General features: G+C 64.9%; 11 protein-coding genes and 1 pseudogene. 4 read left to right on the forward strand and 8 right to left on the reverse strand.

Annotated elements, in window-relative coordinates; genetic code table 11:
- Nucleotides 1–4 precede the first annotated feature (4 nt).
- Nucleotides 5–1,540, reverse strand: coding sequence for an ABC transporter substrate-binding protein (locus tag BW737_RS01950; protein ID WP_086615192.1), 1,536 nt, complete (start codon nucleotides 1,538–1,540; stop codon nucleotides 5–7).
- 266 nt (nucleotides 1,541–1,806) lie between these two features.
- Here BW737_RS01950 and BW737_RS01955 point away from each other — a divergent pair, with 266 nt between their 5' ends.
- A complete protein-coding gene (locus BW737_RS01955; protein WP_086615193.1) occupies nucleotides 1,807–2,865 on the forward strand; it encodes a LacI family DNA-binding transcriptional regulator in 1,059 nt (352 codons plus the stop codon).
- Nucleotides 2,866–3,083: 218 nt separating this feature from the next.
- Here the strand turns inward: BW737_RS01955 and BW737_RS01960 are convergent, their stop codons facing one another.
- The 5 genes from BW737_RS01960 to BW737_RS01980 form a co-directional block, all read right to left on the reverse strand.
- The gene (locus tag BW737_RS01960; RefSeq protein ID WP_086615194.1) at nucleotides 3,084–5,291 is read right to left on the reverse strand and encodes a PKD domain-containing protein; all 2,208 of its coding nucleotides are present in this window, start codon (nucleotides 5,289–5,291) and stop codon (nucleotides 3,084–3,086) included.
- 565 nt (nucleotides 5,292–5,856) lie between these two features.
- Complete coding sequence (locus tag BW737_RS16555; RefSeq protein WP_218961739.1) at nucleotides 5,857–7,236, reverse strand: family 43 glycosylhydrolase; 1,380 nt, start codon at nucleotides 7,234–7,236, stop codon at nucleotides 5,857–5,859.
- A gap of 113 nt (nucleotides 7,237–7,349) precedes the next feature.
- Nucleotides 7,350–7,553 (reverse strand): hypothetical protein, encoded by a 204-nt coding sequence (locus BW737_RS19755; RefSeq protein ID WP_180272005.1) that lies wholly within the window; start codon nucleotides 7,551–7,553, stop codon nucleotides 7,350–7,352.
- Entirely contained in the window at nucleotides 7,499–8,611 is a 1,113-nt protein-coding gene (locus BW737_RS01975; protein ID WP_257210361.1) for a DUF4982 domain-containing protein, read from the reverse strand. Before BW737_RS01975 ends, BW737_RS19755 begins: the two co-directional genes overlap by 55 nt.
- Nucleotides 8,518–9,783: a glycoside hydrolase family 2 protein gene (locus BW737_RS01980; protein WP_086615196.1), complete on the reverse strand. Its 1,266-nt coding sequence runs from the start codon at nucleotides 9,781–9,783 to the stop codon at nucleotides 8,518–8,520. Before BW737_RS01980 ends, BW737_RS01975 begins: the two co-directional genes overlap by 94 nt.
- 114 nt (nucleotides 9,784–9,897) lie before the next feature.
- Between BW737_RS01980 and BW737_RS01985 the strand changes: the two genes are divergently transcribed.
- The 3 genes and pseudogenes from BW737_RS01985 (at nucleotide 9,898) to BW737_RS01995 (ending at nucleotide 12,580) form a co-directional block, all read left to right on the forward strand.
- Nucleotides 9,898–10,683: a TetR/AcrR family transcriptional regulator gene (locus BW737_RS01985; protein ID WP_180271996.1), complete on the forward strand. Its 786-nt coding sequence runs from the start codon at nucleotides 9,898–9,900 to the stop codon at nucleotides 10,681–10,683.
- 104 nt (nucleotides 10,684–10,787) lie between these two features.
- Nucleotides 10,788–11,716, forward strand: a pseudogene (locus tag BW737_RS01990) (family 20 glycosylhydrolase); the annotation flags it as partial.
- Between the two features lie 207 nt (nucleotides 11,717–11,923).
- A complete protein-coding gene (locus tag BW737_RS01995; RefSeq protein ID WP_257210362.1) occupies nucleotides 11,924–12,580 on the forward strand; it encodes a family 20 glycosylhydrolase in 657 nt (218 codons plus the stop codon).
- Between the two features lie 194 nt (nucleotides 12,581–12,774).
- On the opposite strand, the gene BW737_RS02000 is transcribed toward BW737_RS01995, so the two are convergent.
- On the reverse strand, nucleotides 12,775–14,889 hold the full coding sequence (locus BW737_RS02000; RefSeq protein ID WP_086615200.1) for a hypothetical protein: 2,115 nt from the start codon (nucleotides 14,887–14,889) through the stop codon (nucleotides 12,775–12,777).
- A gap of 5 nt (nucleotides 14,890–14,894) precedes the next feature.
- Nucleotides 14,895–16,412, reverse strand: a complete 1,518-nt coding sequence (locus BW737_RS02005; RefSeq protein WP_086615201.1) for an MFS transporter — start codon at nucleotides 16,410–16,412, stop codon at nucleotides 14,895–14,897.
- Between the last annotated feature and the right edge of the window lie 88 nt (nucleotides 16,413–16,500).

Below are 16,500 nucleotides of genomic sequence, written 5' to 3' on the forward strand. Positions count from 1 at the left end.
CGGTTCACTGGAAGTCGCGGAGCTTGGGGGCCAGCCCCTCGAGGTCGGAGACGTTGTCGATGACGACGTCTGCGGTGTGGGCATAGAAGGAGGTCGGGTTGACCATGGGGGCGAACCAGGCCTGGTCGATGATGTACTGGTTGATCGCCTGCTGCGCCGCAGCAGCCTCCTCGTCGGTGCCGGTGCAGATGATGTCCCACTGTTCGTCGATGTAGTCGTCGCTCTGGTGCTCGAGGTTCCAATAGCCGCTTGCGCGCACGACGATGTCGATGTCCTGAACCGAGTCGCCGATATTGCCCAGCTGCCAGAGCACCACCGGGTAGGTGCCGGAGAGCAGATCCCCGATGGCGTTAGCGCCGGTGAGCGGCACCTGTTTAACGGAGATATTCAGCTCGGCGAGTTGCTGGGTGACGTAGGGCATCAGTACGTCGTGGTTCTGCCCGTCCATGGTGGGCAGCTCGATCTCGAAGCCGTCGGCGTAGCCGGCCTCGGCCATGAGGGATTTGGCCTTCTCGACGTCGAACGGGTACGGGTCATCGAGGTCGTCAATGTAGGCCGTGGAGCCAGGCCGGAAGATCTGGTGAGAGACTTCGCCGTGACCGGCGTAGAGGGAGTCGACCATGGCCTGCTTGTCGAAGACCATATTGATGGCCTGGCGCACGCGAACATCGCCGAGGGCAGGGATGATCTCACCCTTGTGATCAGTTAGGAGTAAGCGGGTGGTCTGGCCGTTCATCTCCTTGACCTCGAAGCCGGAGCCGGTGACCTCGTCGTAGGACTGGGCGTTGACGAGGGTGCCGTCGATCTGGCCGGTCTTGAGTGCGTTGAGGGCCGCCGTCTCGGAGTCGTAGACCCGGCAGACGAGCTTGGCATAGGGGTAGGCGTCAGCCTCCCAGTAGTCGTCGTTCTTGGTGAAGGAGTAGACGGAGCCACGAGTAGTGCCGGATTCGTCGAGCAGGTAGGGGCCGAAGCCAACGGGCTTGTCGTTGAGGTTGCCGGAGTCGATGAGAGTGGGAGAGGTGAGCTTGACCCTGGAGACGCGGTCATTGATCAGCGGCTGCGGATCGGGCCAGGTGATGGTGATGGTTTGGGCGTCCGGGATATCGAAGGTGATGCCTTCGAAGAGGCTGCGCGTGGACTCATTGGCGGCGGCGAGCTCGAAGTTCGCTTTGACGGCCTCGGCGTCGGCGGTGGCGCCGTCGGAGAAGGAGACGCCCTCGCGCAGGTGGGCGGTGAAGCTCTTGCGGTCGTCGCTGATCTCCCAGGACTCCGCCAGGCTCGGTTCAAGCTCACCGAATTCATTCGGACGGCATACGAGGCCCCAGATGGCCTCTCCCGGCCAACCCTGATAACCGGGCTGGTTGGTTGGGTCCCAGCCCTCGATGTCTGCGGTCATGCCGAGGGTGAGGGTGTCCTTAGTGCCGCTGGCCGAGTTGCCGCCACCGGTGTTGTTAGCCCCACCGGTGCAGGCGGCCAAGGCAGCTCCGACGACGAGTGCGGCCGAGCCGCCGAGCATGGAACGACGAGTGATGAGTCGCATGATGTCCTCCCTTGGACAGATGGGGATACGGACTCTTGAGCCGGGTCGACGTCGACCGTCGGCGGAACCTTGCACAGCCGGGCTGTGAAACGTTCTACACCATAAGTTAGCAACCGGAAACGCAAGCTGTCAAGAGGACAGTCTTCCGGTACAACACTCGTGTAATGGTGACGCAGGAGCAACAGTGTCAGCTACCCACGGTCATGCTTCAACGCCACACCGTACTCGCGATGCGTAGAACGGTACACCGACTCTAGAATGTCACCGTGTCCGCATCCCTCAGCACAGCAGATCCCTCCGCCTCCCCCAAACGTGCCACCATTAAGGACGTGGCAGCCGAGGCCGGCGTCTCAGTTGCCGCGGTCTCAAAGGTGCTTCGCAACGCCTACGGGGTCTCCGACCAGATGCGGCAACGCGTGGAGGCCGCGATTAAGAAGCTGGACTACCGCCCTCGCACCGGCGCGCGCACCATGCGCGGCAGTTCGCAGACCATCGGTCTGGTGCTCACCGACTTCTCCTCTCCGTTCCAGTTCGAGGTCGCCGAGGCTATTGCCTCCCGCCTCACTGACACCCCCTACCAGGACATCCTCACGATCGCCGGAACCTCGCCGGAGGGCTACCGCAGGCGCATCGACTCGCTGGTCGATTTGCAGGTTGACGGCATCGTCCTGATCTCCCCCAGGCTGGATATGGACTCCCTCAATCGGCTGGCCCGCACCACCCCGTTGGTCACGGTGGCACTTCACGGCGAGCCAAAGCTGTTCGACACCGTCGTCACCGACGAGCACCGCGGCGCCGAGCTCATGGTCGATCATCTGGTGTCGCTGGGACACGAGTGGATCGCCCACACCGCCATGCCGGTCTCAAGCGTCGAGAACGGTTACCTGCTGTCGCAGACCGTAAGGCGGCAGGGTTTTATCCGGGCCATGGAGAACCGCGACCTCGCCCCGGATGTCATCGAGACCTACTACTCCGAATCCGGAGGCCGGGATGCCGCTAGACGCGCGCTCGCGCGCAGGCATCGCCCCACGGCCATATTCGCCGGATCCGACGCCGTCGCCTTCGGCGTGCTGGACTACATTGAGGAGCAGGGGCTCGCCGTGCCCGCGGACATGAGCGTCAGCGGCTACGACAACGTTCACGCCACGGCTTTGCACCGGGTCTCACTGACCACCATCGACCAGTCGGGCCAGCAGACTGGGCAAGCCGCAATAGAACTGCTGCTGGAGAGGATTGAGGGACGCGCCGAATCCGCCCAGCAAGTCATCAAGCCGACTCTCGTGGTTCGCAGCACCACGGCTCCACCGAGCGCTACGCAGCATTGAGCGATGGCAACGGTGCATAAGACCGCCGCATAAACCATCGCTAACAAGGCCGCATCGCGGTTCGAGGCACGGGTCAGACGCTCATGCCTCCGAACCACGCAGGCACGGGTCAAACACGTCGTCGCGCAGCAAATAGCGCTCCGAATGCGCACGCGGCCGCAGCCCCCACTGCCAACACCGCCGCCTGTATACCGGTCCGAGCCAACTCGGTCGCCGGGTTATTCTCCGCACGGGGTGTCACCGCCGTTTGCACGACGCTTTCGGACGCCGTCGAGGCCTGCGACGGATCCGACGCAACAGCGGCAGATGGAGGAGATGCCGGAGAGGTAGGTTGGGGCGCCGCGGCGGTCGTCGAAGGCGTCGACACCGGGGTCGGTCCGTCTGCCCCTCGGTTTCCTGCACGACCACACGTACCCGAGCGAGATTCTGCACCTGGCGAAGTCGCTGTCACTGCCTGCGGCGGCCGAGGTCGCACGCACGGTCACCCAGTACGTGCCCGGCTCGGTAAAGACATGCTCGACGCTGGTCTGCACCGCTGCGCCCGACATATCGGCGGCATCGATGTACTGACCGGTTTCCGTGTACGCCCATTCCAGGCGCACCACCTCTCCGGCGGCCGCCGGCATATCCGCATTCGCCTCGAAATGCACCGCCTGCCCCACCTTGGCGGTGGTTGTGTCCGCGGTCAGGGTTACCACCGGCTGCACGCCTGCGCGCTGTACCGCGGTGGACGGCAGCACGACCTGACCATCCTCAATCTTGTAGGCCGTGGACACCGGTGGTTCCACACCGTCCTCGACCCAGGCCGCCAAGTCGCGCAGGGCTCGTTGCACCATGGGATCGTAGGAGACGATCCGGGTCGACTTCTCGCCGGTTACCGGGCCTTCAAGGTGGTCGGCGTTCTCGTTGACGTAGATTCGCAACCGTTCATCCACCCCGACATCGCCCTGAGCCGAACGCACGCGCTCGACGTACCAGGGGGCGTGCCAGGTGTAGGCGTCAACATCCTGCAAATTCGACACCAGAATGACTTTCCCCTGGAACAGACCCGAGTAAGTGGCACCGCCCGAGATCGAACTAGCCATCATGCCTGCAATGCGCGACTGCCGCTGCGGATAGAGCGGCTCACCGGCGTCGTCATAGAAGCGGTCGTAGACCGTGAAGCCCTCCTCCTGGGGTGGGAGTTGGTGGCGGTAATAGGAGCGCGCCGCTATCGACCAGCGGTTGTCGGCAGTGATCTGTGCGCCTTCCGCCAGCGCCGCCAACGCCGCCGCATCGCTCCCCTCATCCAGGCGGATGCGTCCAGTTGTCGTGTCGAGCGTGCCGACAAGCTCTCCCACGGGGGCACCATCGTTATCCCGCACCTGCATGTCGAGGCCTTCAACCAACGCGCCGGCGGGAAATCCCTGCGTCTCCAGCACGGCCGGAGAGCCGGCGTCGTCGTATTCGACGGCGGTTACAGTGAGTGTGGCGTCAACCAGTGCGGCACGGACGGCTTCGCCCAGCGGGGAGTCCTCGGTACCGAGGTAACCGGGCTCGGCCCAGAAGTCATCAGCATAGGTGGGGTCCATCGCCTTGACCGTCGCGACGTATCCGAGCAGACCGTCGTCAAAGCTGTATCCGAGTAGGTAATCGGGGTCCTCCCATCCTTCGAGCTGGACCCCGAGGCCGCTCAGCTCCTCCAGCATCAGGCTCTGTGCCTCGTCCAGACCGGCGTACGGGTCAGTGCCGGTGAGCACGGCCTCGGAGATCTGCTGGCGCACGTTGCCGAGGATTAGTCGCCCCATGGCGCGGATGAGGAAGTTGTTGGGGATGGATACCGGGGTTCCCATGACGGTGGGGACAAATCCATCCCAGACACCGGTGGTGTTCTCGGCTGCACCGATGGTCTGGAAGGAGCCACCGGAGGGCCCGTACAGGTAGCCGTAGACATACCGTTCCTGATCACCGTAATAGTCGGCGGCGATCTGGCGGGACAGGCGGGCGGCCGCCGCGGCGTGCCGATATCCGGTCGGGCCGGAGGCCTGGACGGTGTATGCGCCGGAATCGACTCCGAACAGGATCGTCGCGTCGGCGGCGTTCTCATCGGTGAGCGGGTAAGTATATTGGAAGAAGCGGCCCTGCCACCGCTCAGCGGGAGGCAGATAAACGGCGAACCGGGAATTGGTGCCCTCGAAGTAACCGCGCACCACGTGCAAGGTTGTCGGCGACGAGACATCCGCCTCCGATTCGATGACGGCATTGGCGTAGGTGGCGTCCACACAGTCGGCCGTGACGAGGACGGCGCCCGTAGTCGAAGTAGCACACGACTCGGCATCTGGTGAATCCTCCGCGGCGGTCGCGACCGGCAGACCGGAGGCGATGAGCGCCAGAGCGCAGATCAGCGCGCCGCCCCAGCCGGACAGGCGGCGCAGACGGGAGAGCATACGCCGCATTGGCCCATGTGATCGGAGGTGCCGCAGCCGAGGCCGCCGTAATGGTGCATACGGTTCATGGGCGTGCGTAGATTGCGCTGACATTTGTCTTCCTATATGGGTGGGGTCCGGCGAACCAGCCGTCGTTGCGGACCCTGGCGGGAACGAGGACGAAAAACGGTATACTTGGAACAGGCATCGGCGCCTGATCACTGACCAACAGTCTGTAAACCGTTCTACACTCGAAGATACGGCTTCCTCCGGGGAGCTGTCAACACCCATCCGCCGTCATCCAACGGCTTCTCTTACCGCCGTTCCGGGCGCCGCACCCCTGCCGACCGGATGACTTGAATGCGTCTCAGTGAACTGGTCATGCTGTTAGCACGCCGTGCACGCTCGCGCTCAACGCGTGAAACTAAGCGACTCCATGTCCAGGCGACCCTCACCCCGGTAGCGCAGTGTCAATGCCCGTCCTTCCCGCGTTACCGGGCGGGGGCTGAGGCTCACAGTGACTTCAGCCCAAGAAGCCATGGGGCTACCGGAGTCTCGGCGAGCACAACGTCGTCGGCCAGAACCGTCAGTGTGCCCGTGGTCGTCCCTCGCAGGCGCAGGGTGAGGCTGACCGGGTGGACAAACGCGAAGTACTTGTAGGTAAGCGTGGTGCCGTTGCCAATCTCGGCAACGAACCTGATGGTTCCCGTCTCCGTGGTCTCGTGGGTGACGTGCGGCTTGGGCTCTTCCAAAGGCTCAAGACCGATGTGCGGCATGGCGCCGTCGGTGATATTGCATGCGATCGCGGCCGGATAGGTGCCCGTAGCCGGAAGCGGGCCGGCGTTGAGCCACAGCTGGTCATCTCCACCTGAGGGATTGAGCCGTCGGGAAGAATCTCGATCTTCTCGGCGCATCCCTGCCGACTATAGGTCGTCTTGTGGGTCTGCCTGTGGTAGAAGACGTACCACTGGTCGCCCACCTCCACGATGGAGCCGTGGTTATTCCCGGTCATCGCCAAACGCTGTGCCTCGGTGCGTCCCGCATAACCGATGTCCCCGTTGGAGATGATGACTCCCCCGTAGTTGAAGTCACGATCTGGGTGGGCGCTCGTGGCGTAGCAGAGCTCGTGACTGACCTGCGAGGAGTAGATGAAGTAGTAGGTGTCCCCGATTTTGCGCATTGATGAGGCCTCGAAGAAAGCGTGTCCCTCCCACTGGGTTCCGGCCGCGTCAAGCTGGCCGGGAACGATGCGGGTGGGCCCCTCAATGACAGTGAGCATGTCGTCGTCGAGGCGTACGACGTTGGCGCCCATGATGCCGCCGGTTGCGCTGGCCGCCTCTGCCTCCAACTCGGCCTCGCTCTTGCCGAACATGCTCATTTGGATCTCGCGCAGTTGGCGGGCGAAGCCGGGCGAGTCGAGGCCTCCAAAGGCGGCAGACACGGCCTCGAGCCGCTCGGCAGGCAGGCCCAGGGACCACCCGTAGTACAGATAGACGGTGCCGTCATCGTTGAGCAGCCCGGGATCAAAGGTGAGGCAGCGGGTGAAGGCCGTGCCGTCGGGGTTGCGGACCTCCCCGTGGTACGTGTAAGGACCGGCGGGGTGATCGGCGACGGCAACATGGATCGGGGCGGTGAAGGCCTCTTTCCCGGACAGGGAGTAGTAGAGGTAAAAGCGTCCGTCATTCCCCTGGACGACGTCGGGCGCATACATGTGCAGCCCGATCGTGCCGTGTCCCGGGTCCTGTTGGGCGCGGTAGGCGGTACCGTGGCAGCGCCAGTCCGCCAGGTCGGTCACCGGCGCGGACCAGACCTCGTAATCCAGCAGACAGAAGGCGTCCCCGCCTTCGGCATCGTGCGAGCCGTACACATAGAGCCGATCGCCGGTGCCGTCGTTGAACACGTGCGGCTCGCCGTCGGGAATGTAGGTGTCCAGCGGCAGGTAGGGATTCAACGCAGGTGTGTGCATGACTTCTACTCCGTTTCGCGAGCAGGTTGGTAGGATATGACGGTGATGGCGGAGCCGCACTCAGCCGGCCTGAACGGCGACGTCGGCGCAACCGAGCCCCGCGGCTTCCACCGCTAGGGCGATCTCCCCGGCCCCGCTGGGCCGGATGACCGCCAGCGCCCGGCCCCGATGAGTGCGGCACGTGGCGCGGTGATCGGCTCCGCACCGCGAGGGTCGGCGGAGAATACGCCGACGAGTTCCCCGGGGCCGTTGACGGCTGCGCTCACTTCCGTATCTGCCCGATAGACGCGCGCACCGGCCGCATCGGTGAGGGTGATCTCGGCGAAAACGGCGGCGTCGGGACCGGCGCGACCCGATCGCGCTCGACCCGGACCTCCACGCGCTCAGGTGAGCCCGGTGTGGCGAGGACATCGCGCCCGGTCTCTTCGCCGTCCGCATAGGCGACGGCGAGGAGCTCGCCGGGCTGCCATTCAACGGCTATGCGCGCGCGGAAGGGCTCCTCCTCACCAACTCGGGCGCGCCCGACCGAGTGGCCGTTCACAAACAACTCAACCTCCTCCGCGTCGCTGTAGACATCCACGTTGAGCTTCGTTCCGACCTCGGCGTCCAGGTCCCAAGCGTGCTCAACCTCGGGCCAACACCACTGCCCTTGCCGGGCGGCGAGAACACGCCCGAATGCCTCTGGGCGCTCGACGGCCAGATAGGGTGAGTGGCGCAGACCGAAGGCAATCTCGCGGTAGAACGACTGGGGACGTCGTTCACCCGTGGTGTCGAGGTCGCCGCAGAACGCGAACCGCCACGGGTAGGCGGCCTCAAGGGTATAGTGCCCCTCGTAGGCATAGTGGATTGCGCCGATGCCGACTTCGCCGAGGTAGTCCCAGCCGGTCCAGGTGAAATCGCCCAGCACCCGGGGGTTATCCGCAATTGCCGGCCAGGCGTGGCCGACGCGACCGGCGAAGGTCTCCGAACCCACCAGGATCAGACCCTCACCGGTCAGGTGTTCGGAGTCGTATAGCGACTCGGCATAGTTGACGCCACCGACATCGACGATGCTCAGCACCTCACGCACCCGCTCCTGGGTGGCAGGGCTGCCGGCGATGACGTCCATCATGCCGCCCGCGGTGTTGACACCGCCCTGCGCCCCACCGTTCTCCTCGGCAATCTCGTTGGCGGCCGCCTCGGGACTCCCCGCGGCGGCGATGCGCTCGGCAAAGGAGACGGCGACGTCTTCGAGGACGGACAGGAAAGCATTCAGCGCGATGGTGGTGGGGCGGGTGGGATCTAGGCTGCGAACCCGCTCGGCCAAAGCGCGCGCTTGCAGGATGCCGTCGGCCTTCGCGGTCTCGGGAATCTCGTTGCCCAATGAGTACAGCACGACACTCGGGTGGCGCCGGGCCCGCACAATCCAGGCGTCCACGTCCTCGCGCCAAGAGGCATCGAACACGGTGGCGTAGTCGTGCATGTTCTTGCTGCGGGTCCACTGGTCGAAGCCTCATCCATCACTAGGACGCCCAGGCGGTCGCAGGCGTCCAGCATGCGCGGGCTCATGGGGTTGTGGGCACTGCGCAGGGCATTGAAGCCCGCCTGTTTCAGCAGGCGCACACGGCGCTCCTCGGCGTCACCAACTGCGGCGGTTCCGAGCGGCCCGTTGTCCACGTGGACGCAGGCGCCACGCAGCTTTACGCTCTCCCCGTTTATGCGCAGGCCGTGGGCAGAGTCCAGCTGGATGGTACGCACGCCCAGCGGGGCAGACGCCGAATCCTCGGGGTCCCCGCACGGGGAGCCGTCCTCCGCCCGCTCGAACTGGTCGACGACGACCCGGTACAGATAGGGGTCGGTGACGCTCCAGCGCCGGGGCGCCGGCAGTTCCAAACGCTGGCGGACGCTGATGCGACCGGACGCGGGGACGGTAGCGGGCACCCGCGAGCGCGCAACCTCACTGCCGTCGGCATCCAGAATGCGGGCGACCAGCAGCCGCTCTTCACAGCGACGCGCCGTGCTGACCACGTCGGTGCAGACCTCGACGACGGCGCGCTCGGCGTCGACGTCGGGAGTGGTCACCACGGGGCCGAGCGGATCGAGGTGGATGAGCGGCTGGATGTGCAGGCGCACGTCCCGGATGAGGCCGGCACCGGCGTACCAGCGGGAGTCGGAGCCCGCACGCACCTCGACCTTGAGTTCGTTGCGCTCGCCGGGACGCAGGTAGTCATTTAACGGTATTAGCCGTCCAATGGTGCCAGCCTCCCAGGAGGCGATCAGGACACCATTCAGAAATACGCGCGGACTGCGGTAGGCCGCCTCAATATCCAGGGTGACCGCGCACTCTGCCCAGCCCTCCGGGGCCTGCAGTGCGCGCAGGAATTCGTACTCAACGTCGTCGGGGTAGTAGGCGATCCGCCCCGGGTTGCTCTTGGAGCGCTCGGCGCCGACGAGCGCGTCAAAGGGTAGCGTCACCAGGCGGTCAGTACCCTCTTTGGGCGTGAGCTGTTCCCAGATATTCGTCTTGGTGCGCACGCGCCAGGCATCGTTGAGTAGCACGCAGGTCATGTCCTCTCCTTTGAGCCTTAGCGGGTACGGCGACCTACCCGGAACGAAACCAGTATGTCATTCGGTTTTAGTTCGTGCAAGTACTCCCCGAATCACGCCGAGTACTGTGGCAGCGTGAGCACGAAGGCACCACATAGTCAGGGTGAGGTCGGACCCGAAGAGCCAGAGGAGGACGCCGATGTCTCGCCGGCCGACACCGTTAATGCCGCGCAGGCCAGCACCATCCATACCGCGTCAGGCGACGCGGTTCCTGACACCTCCGACCGAGACAGACGGGCCACCCGTCGTGGCCCCTACCGCAAGGGGATTGAGCGACGTCGGCGCATTCTCGACGCCGCCCTGGAGGTCATCGACCGCGACGGCTATTCCGGCGCCACCGTGAAACAGCTTGCCGACGCCGTCGGACTGAGCCAGAACGGCCTGCTGCACTACTTCGGTTCGAAGGACGAACTCTTCCTCGCAGTGCTCCGCCACCGCGATGAGGGGCTGGCCTTGGACTACTCCCCCGAGGAACTCGCAAACCATCTCGCGCTGCACGTGCGGGAAGCGGCGGTACGGCCAGAGCGAGTCCCGGGCCTGCTGGAGCTCGAGGCGAAGATGAGCATGGAGGCGACTGATCCCACCCACCCGGCGCACGAGTTCTTCCTCAACAGACGCCTGGGCACTCTTGAGTCGATACGCTCCGCCATCGTCGTACTCCAGCAGCGTGGGACGGTACGCCCGGAACTCGACGCTGCCCAGGCGGCACTGGTACTCCAAGCCGCAGTCGACGGTCTGCGGATCCAGTGGTTCTACAGCCACACACTCGACCTTGACGCGGGAATTCGTCTCACCCTAGATGCGCTAGGCATCCCGATAGACGACTTACCGGACGGACCCACGGCCAACGCGGACCGCTGAGATACACATTCCATACACACCAAACCCGAATGCGGTACGGTATTCGCTGTCCGGCAGCATCGCGGCGCCGAGCCTCGGCCAGTATCTCAAGGAGACGAGTACCCATGGCAAAGACACCTGACCTCAGCGCACAGACCCAGCCTGCTTCACCCCCGGCCGCGGTCCTTCCCCGGCCGACCTCGTGGCAGCCGGACATCAATAACGCCGAGGCGCTTCCCGCCGCCTCCCTGACCTGGGTCAGCCTCATCCCGCTCAACAGCAGCGCATCCAACCATGCCGATGCCGCCGAGAAGTCCTTCCGGGAGACACTGCGCGTCTCGCTGCAGGCCTATGCGGCCGCCACCGGAAACCATCTGACTCCGGTCGACGGCGAATACGGCGATGGGCCGGGCGTGCGCATCGAGATCGCTCCGGGCCTCGAACCCGCCGTGAGCGTGTGCGGTCAGCATCCGGACAACCACGAGCCTGGGCCCGGAGATACCCTCCTAGAGGCTTACGAGATTGAGATTGCCGCCTCCGGCGTCGTCGTACGCGCCACCCATGCTGAGGGAGTCTTTCGGGCACTGACCACCCTGGGACAGTTGGCCGCATCCGCACCGCTGCTCCCGGCCGGCCTGCTGCGCGACGCCCCGCGGTATGCCTGGCGCGGCCTGTCACTGGACGTGGTCCGGCACTTTGCCGACGCCGCCGAGGTGCGCCGCATCACTGACGTCCTGGCCGCCCACAAGCTCAACGTGCTGCACCTGCACCTGACCGACAATCAGGGGTGGCGCTTCGAGGTTCCCGGCTGGCCACGCCTGACCCAGGACTGTGAGCACTACACGCGTAAGGAGTTGCGCGAACTCGTTGCCTACGCCGCGGAGCGATTCGTGCGGATCGTCCCAGAGATGGACATGCAGGGCACGTCGGCGCAGTGCTGGAGGCATACCCTGATCTCCGTGCCCCTGCCCCAGATTACGCCGATACTCTTCCTTTACCAGTGGGCAACCTGGATCCGAATCAGCCCCGTACATGGGAGCTCGTTGACGCCGCAGTCGCCGAGTTGGCCTCGCTCGCGCCGGGCGCATTCGTGCACCTGGGCGGAGACGAGTCCTTCGGGATGGACGACGCGGCCCACGCGGACTTCATCGAACGGGCAGCGAGTGTGGTCGCCAACCACGGCAAGCGGGTCGTCGGTTGGCAGGAGGCCGCGCGTGGCCACCTGCCAGAGGGATCACTAATCCAGTACTGGATCGACTTCGTGCCCATTGAGGACGCCGCTGATACTGATGGGGCGAGGGCTGAGGCTGACGGAGGGCCGCGAGACAACGCCGCCCCCGGCAATGAGCCCCGCCAGGACGCGCCGGAGGGCGATCGCGACGCATCTGCACCCACGCCGTCGTCGCAACTCGAGTCTTCCGATGCCTTATCGCAGGAGGCCCAAGAGTTCCTGGCGGTGAACTTCCTCAAGTCACGCACCGACGTGCAGCGGGCGGCACGGCAGGGGGTGCGGGTGATCCTGTCGCCGACGTCCCACTGCTACCTCGACCAGCCACACGGCGATGCCTCATTGAACGCCGCACAGGAGGAGCGCCGGTCCACGCTCGGCCTGCCCCACTATCGGCCCGTTACGTTGGAGGCCTTCGCGGACTGGGACCCCGCGCAGATGACCACTCCCGCCCAGTCGCAAATCGCAGGGGTCGAGGCGGCACTGTGGTGCGAGACCGCCGTCACCGCCGAGGATCGGATGCTGCTGCTTCTGCCCCGTCTCGGCGTCATCGCGAACGCGGCCTGGCGTGCTGAAAATGATACATGGGCGGATCTGGCCGAGCGGGTCGGCGCGCAGGCCCCGCTGTGGAGTCGGCTCGGCCTGACCTGGTACCGGGCCGACACGGTGCGCTGGGCCGACGCCGTATAGAGCACCTCCCCCTTTCACCGAGGTCGGCCGAAGTGGCGTCCGGGCTCGTTGTCCCACAGGTATGCTCCCACCAGGACAGCCGCACCAACACACATTTGCCCCGTCTGCACACATATCAAACCTGTACGAGGCCCTCCGGCCAGGGGCCGCCGGGCGTAAGAAGGGGATGCGCCGAGGAGAATTCTCCAAACCGATCAGACCACGAGCAATCGGAGGCGGGCAAGATTGCTAACCCGCGTCAGGTCTGCGCCGTCACCGCGCACGGAGGCGACCGTCACGACGACGATGTGCTCGCCCGGCTCGTCGGCATCGATCTCCCACTCGATCGTGGCTTTACGCCCGGGGGTGATGTCCAGGACCTCGAAGTCGCCCACGCCGGCACGCTTCCAAGCGGCGGACACGATGCGTCCGGCTCCGGCCGGAGCCCCGGCGTCGGCGCGCAGACGCACCCGACTACCGTGGGTGACACAGATCGGTCCGCTGGCTTCGACGCCGTCGTCAGCGCGGTCGACGCCGTCGCTGACGGCAATGCGGACCAGCGGCTGAAGCCCGGCCCGCTCAGCAACCGTGGGGGCAAGAATCACCTGGCCGCCTGCGACTCGGTAGCCGGTGGAGGCCGGCGGCTCCACGCCGTCCTCGCACCAGGCCGCTAGATCCCGCAAGGCCTGTTCGACTACGGGGTCGTAGTTGACGAGCCGATCTCGCTTAGCGGGTGAGACGGGGCCGTCGTGATGGTCGGCGTGTTCGGTGATGTATACGCGCAGGCAGCGCTCAGCCTCCTGCGCCCCCACTGCGGCGACGACGCGCCGTCGGTACCAGTCGGCATGCCAGGTGTAGGCGTCGGCGTCCTCCTGCGAGGAGACGAGCATGACCTTGCCATCGAAACGGCCGCTATAGGTGACACCGCCGGTCACGCCCATGGCCATCAGTTGCGCGGCGCGCAGGGAGCGCTGGGGACGCAGCGACTCTCCGTCGCGTTCACGGAACCGGTCGTAGACGTCGAATCCTTCCTCCGGCGGCGGCACCTGGTGGCGGTGGTACAGGCGCACGGCCAGGTCCCAGCGGTTCTCGACGCGCACATTCCAGCCGTCGGGGCGGCCAGCCAACGCTACAAGCACTTCCGGTGGGGCGTCGGCGGGCACCGCTAAGGCCAACTCGTCTGGGGCCACGTCGCCGATCCGTCCCCGCATCTCCGACTCTGCGGGACGCAGCGGGTGCGCGGTGAGGACCAGTTCCTCCGCTCCGGGCATAGACAGGTGCAGATCGACGTTATCCGCTTGCCCCGCGACTTCCGGCAAACCGGTGACAACGAGGGCAATCGCCTGCTCACTGTTGACAACTACACGGGAGACGGTGCCGACTGCGTCGACCAGCCGGCTGCGCAGTAGCTCACCAAGTGGTGTGTCCTCCGTGCCCTCGTATCCGTGCAGCGTCCAGAAGTCCTCGGCGTAGTCGGGGTCCATCGTCTTGAGGGCGGCCTGGAAGTCCGTGAGTGAGTCGGCGTTGGGCAGGCCGTCGCGGTCAAGATCACCCAGGACATATCCCGGCTCACTCCAGGCGCTCAGCGGCACACCGAGGGCGGTGACTTCCTCGAACACCTCCATCTGCAACGGAGAAAGCCCCTCTGCCAGATCGCGGCCATCTAGGACGGCGGCACGAATCTGCTCGCCGACGTCGACCAGCGCCAGTCGCGCCAGGGCGCGGATGAAGAAGTTGTTCGGCAGCGAGACGGGCGTGCCCATAACGGTGGGGACGAATCCGTCCCAGATGCCGGAGGTGCACTCCACTCCGCCCATGGTCTGGAACGAACCACCCGACGGCCCGTAGAGATAACCGTGGATAGGCCGGTTCCCGCTGCCGTAATACTCGGCGGCCAGCAGCCTTCCGGCACGTGCCGCAGCGGCGGCGTGGCGGTATCCGCTCATTCCCGAGGCCTGGACGGTGTAGCCGCCGGCGTCCGCGCCGAAGCACAGTTTGCGGGCGGAGGCGTTCTCGTCATCCATCGGGTAGGTGTATTGGAAGAACCGGCCGCGCCATATGTGCGCCGGGGGCAGGTAGACATTAAAATGGGAGGCAGTACCCTCGAAGCGGCCGCGGATGACGTGTAGCGGCACGGGCATGGTGTCCGTGGCAGGCAGGTCTTGCTCGGATTCGATCACCGCAAGGTCATACTCGGGGTCGCGGACAGCAGGTGTGATATATAGGGCGCCGGTCGGAAGCACTTCGGCGTCGATGGCGTCTTCGGGTGCGATGTTGAAACGACGCAGCTCCGTCGCCGTGGCGTATTGCGGGTTGGTCGTGCTGATCATTGCGCTCACGGCTCCCTTAGCGACCCGAGTGAACCTTCGGATTCGGTTGCCGCGGCAGCTTGCCCGACGGCGTCGTCGGAGTCCGTCCCGTTTCCGGCAGTTTCACCTCGGCGGGCTGCTAGATCGACATTGATCTGCGGCAGGCGCTGATCGAGGTCGAAGAACCAGTAGATGATGGCGGTAAAAAGTGCGGCGACGCCTGGCAGAATGGCGAACAGGACGGTAATGGCCATATTGGCCGGTGCGGCCTGAACCTCCAGGGAGCCGTCGTAGCCGGCGGAGGAGAGAATGAGGCCTGCGATCCATCCGGCGATGCCTGCACCGAGCTTGCCGGCGAAGGAGTGTACGGACCCCATGATGGACTCCAGACGGCGGTGTCCTCTCCACTCGTTGTAGGTGGAGCAGTCAATCAGCAGGATGCCGATCATGTAGGTTCCGGGCAAAGTCCCCAGCCCTGAAACGAGTGTGGCAATGACCAGCGGGATGATATTGCCATTGGCGGCGAAGTTAATTCCCGCAGCGACGATGATCAGGAGCTGTCCGACGAAGATGATCCGGGTCAGACGGAACTTCTTCATGAGCCACGGCACTAGGGCAACGGTTGGCACCACAATGACGGCAATACCTGCAGTAACGGACTGCATACTCAGGTTGCCGACGATGTAGCGGTAGTAATACGCCGCCGCGCCGGTGTTGCTGGCGATTGCGGAGAGCAACGCGACGATGAGAAGCATCCAAATATACTTGTTGTCACGCAGCATGGCGAAGATCTCGCGGAAGGTGACTTTCTCCGTAGTATCGGCCGCCTGGGTGACAATCTCCTTGACGAACAGGAAGCGCATCATGCCCAGAATAAGGAAGACGAGCGAGAATCCCAGGATGAAGGTGGACCAGCGGCTTGCATCTTTGCCAGCCCAGTCCAGACCGATCGGCACGACGATAGCGATGAGGATTGCACCGAAGGAGATGAGGACGCCTCCGAAAGCGGCCACCTTGCCCATGGCCACGCGCGTGGGGAAGGCCAGGGCGGTGTACAAGGTCTGATTGACGTTCGCCAGGGTGGCGAATACAGAGTTGACCAGCGTATAGAGGATGAAGATCCACACGGCTTTGCCGGCTGTGCTCATGTCCGGCGTGGAGAACAGCAGCCAGGTGCTCAGCCACATACCGAGCATGGCGAACTCGTAGGGGCGGGCCCGCCCCCAGCGGGTATGGGTGCGGTCGATAAGCCAGCCGGCCACCAGGTCGGTGACGCCGTCGAACAGCTTGGAGAAGAGCATGAGCGTGCCTAGCAGGGCCGGAGTCATACCCAAGGTATCCGTGGCGTAGAGGCTGAAATAGCCCAGGATGAGGACGTTTGCGGCCATTGAGAGTCCCCGCGCATTCCAGGCCAGGTTCTTGCCGAAGGGCACGCGATCGGGATCGGCCTGCTTGGCTGGGCTGCCGCCCACGGGGGCAGCGAGCGAAGTGGGTCGCGGCGACGCAGCCGCCGAAGCCCCATCGGGGGCCGGAGTTGTGGTCATGCTGAGTTCCTTAGGCTTCAGTCATCATTGACGAAGAACGTTCTACAAACACGTAGTGAACTACGTTTTGAGGAGGCTGTCAAGGGTT

The organism is Actinomyces ruminis (assembly GCF_002154335.2).
Taxonomy (GTDB): Bacteria; Actinomycetota; Actinomycetes; order Actinomycetales; family Actinomycetaceae; genus Actinomyces; species Actinomyces ruminis.

Coding starts and splice junctions, on each gene's coding strand:
- BW737_RS01950 (WP_086615192.1), bottom strand. CDS start 1,540: ATGCGACTCATCACTCGTCGTTCCATGCTCGGCGGCTCGGCCGCACTC.
- BW737_RS01960 (WP_086615194.1), bottom strand. CDS start 5,291: ATGCTCTCCCGTCTGCGCCGCCTGTCCGGCTGGGGCGGCGCGCTGATC.
- BW737_RS16555 (WP_218961739.1), bottom strand. CDS start 7,236: ATGCACACACCTGCGTTGAATCCCTACCTGCCGCTGGACACCTACATT.
- BW737_RS01980 (WP_086615196.1), bottom strand. CDS start 9,783: ATGACCTGCGTGCTACTCAACGATGCCTGGCGCGTGCGCACCAAGACG.
- BW737_RS02000 (WP_086615200.1), bottom strand. CDS start 14,889: ATGATCAGCACGACCAACCCGCAATACGCCACGGCGACGGAGCTGCGT.
- BW737_RS02005 (WP_086615201.1), bottom strand. CDS start 16,412: ATGACCACAACTCCGGCCCCCGATGGGGCTTCGGCGGCTGCGTCGCCG.